The sequence below is a fragment of the Nakamurella sp. genome (assembly GCF_048594475.1).
Lineage (GTDB): Bacteria > Actinomycetota > Actinomycetes > Mycobacteriales > Nakamurellaceae > Nakamurella.
On sequence record NZ_JBMDXT010000160.1, the window covers coordinates 1 to 1,734 of the forward strand.

Below are 1,734 nucleotides of genomic sequence, written 5' to 3' on the forward strand. Positions count from 1 at the left end.
CGCGTCCGGCGACGAGATCAAGAAGGCCTATCGCAAGCTCGCCCGGGACCTGCACCCGGACAAGAATCCGGGCAACAAGCAGGCGGAGGAGAAGTTCAAGGCGGTCTCCGAGGCCTACGACGTCCTGTCCGACACCGCCAAACGCAAGGAGTACGACGAGGCCCGCAACCTCATGGCCTCCGGCGCGTTCCGCGGCTTCGGCGGCGGCTCGGCCGGCGGTGGGCCGGCGGGGGCCGGCGGTTTCGACATGAGCGACCTGTTCCGCAACGCCTCCCAGGGCGGCGGGATGGGCGGCGCCGGCGGCATGGGCGGCCTCGGCGACCTGTTCGGCGGGCTGTTCAACCGCGGCGGCACCGGTACTCCGGGCGGCACCCGGATGCGCGCTCAGAAGGGCGCCGATCTGGAGACCGAGGTCCGCATCGGCTTCGCCGATTCGATCAACGGGGTGACCGTGCCGCTGGGTCTGACCGAGCGGTCCACCTGCCCGACCTGCCACGGCATCGGCGCCAAGCCGGGCACGTCGCCCCGCGAGTGCCCGGTCTGCCACGGCTCGGGGCTGACCACCCGCAACCAGGGCTCGTTCGCCTTCTCCGAGCCGTGCGCGAACTGCCACGGCACGGGGTCGATCATCGACGACCCCTGCCCCACCTGCCACGGGGAGCGCACCGTCCTGCAGACCCGCACGCTCACCACCCGCATCCCGGCCGGGGTCGCGGACGGGCAGCGGATCAAGCTGGCCGGCAAGGGCGAGCCGGGTCCGGGGGGCGGGCCCAACGGCGACCTGTACGTCGTCGTGCACGTGTCCGCGGACGAGCTGTTCGGCCGCAACGGGGACAACCTGACGTTGTCCGTGCCGGTCACCTTCCCGGAGCTGGCGCTGGGCACCACCCTGACGGTGCCGACGCTGACCGGGTCGGTCCGGCTGCGGGTGCCGCCGGGGACGGCCAACGGGCGCAAGTTCCGGGTCAAGGGGGCCGGGGTGACCCGCAAGGGCGCGACCGGTGACCTGATCGTCACGGTGGACGTCGCGGTGCCGCAGAAGCTCTCCGGCGAGGCCAAGGCCGCGCTCGAGGCCTTCGCCGCGGCGCAGACCGCCGATCCGCGCGAGGCGATCTCCCGTGCCCTGCGCTCGCGGGACGGCGCCGCGGCCGGGAGCTCGTGATGTCCCGGCCGGGCAAGGGTGATCCCGACCGGTCGGGACCCGGGTTCGAGATGGACGCGCCGCTGTTCGTCATCTCGGTGGCGGCGCAGCTGGCCGGGATGCACGCCCAGACCTTGCGGTCCTACGACCGCGAGGGCCTGGTCTCACCCGGCCGCACGGCCGGCGGCGGGCGCCGCTACTCCCACCGGGACATCGAACTGCTGCGCGAGGTCCAGCGATTGAGCCAGGACGAGGGCGTCAACCGGGCCGGCATCCGGCGCATCATCGAGCTGGAGTCCCAGGTCGATGCCCTGCGCTCGCGGATCGCCGAGCTGACCGCCCAGGTGGCCGAGCTGCAGGACGATCTGCTGGGGGCGCGGATGGATGCCGCCAATGCGGCGGCCAACGCCATCGCCGGGCTGCGCCGTGACGTGGTGCCCTGGCAGCAGCCGGGCACCGCGATCGTCGCCTGGCGCAAGCCCCGGCGCTGAGGTCCGGCGCCGAGGCCCGGCCCTGAGATCCGGCGCTGAGTTCCGGCGCCGAGGTCCGGCGCCGAGGTCCGGCCCGCGGCGCCCGGGGGCCGCCCGCCGGTC

2 protein-coding genes are annotated in these 1,734 nt (G+C 74.0%); both read left to right on the top strand.

Going from position 1 to position 1,734, the window contains the following annotated elements; genetic code table 11:
• On the top strand, window positions 1–1,162 hold a 1,162-nt coding region (locus ACOJUF_RS07890), incomplete at its 5' end, for a DnaJ C-terminal domain-containing protein (protein WP_420121308.1).
• Window positions 1,162–1,632, top strand: coding sequence for a heat shock protein transcriptional repressor HspR (locus ACOJUF_RS07895; RefSeq protein ID WP_420121309.1), 471 nt, complete (start codon window positions 1,162–1,164; stop codon window positions 1,630–1,632). The genes ACOJUF_RS07890 and ACOJUF_RS07895, both read left to right, overlap by 1 nt.
• The last annotated feature ends 102 nt before the right edge of the window (window positions 1,633–1,734 follow it).

What these genes read in the sequence shown, in the direction of transcription:
- ACOJUF_RS07895 (WP_420121309.1), top strand. Translation starts at nt 1,162, where the DNA reads ATGTCCCGGCCGGGCAAGGGTGATCCCGACCGGTCGGGACCCGGGTTC.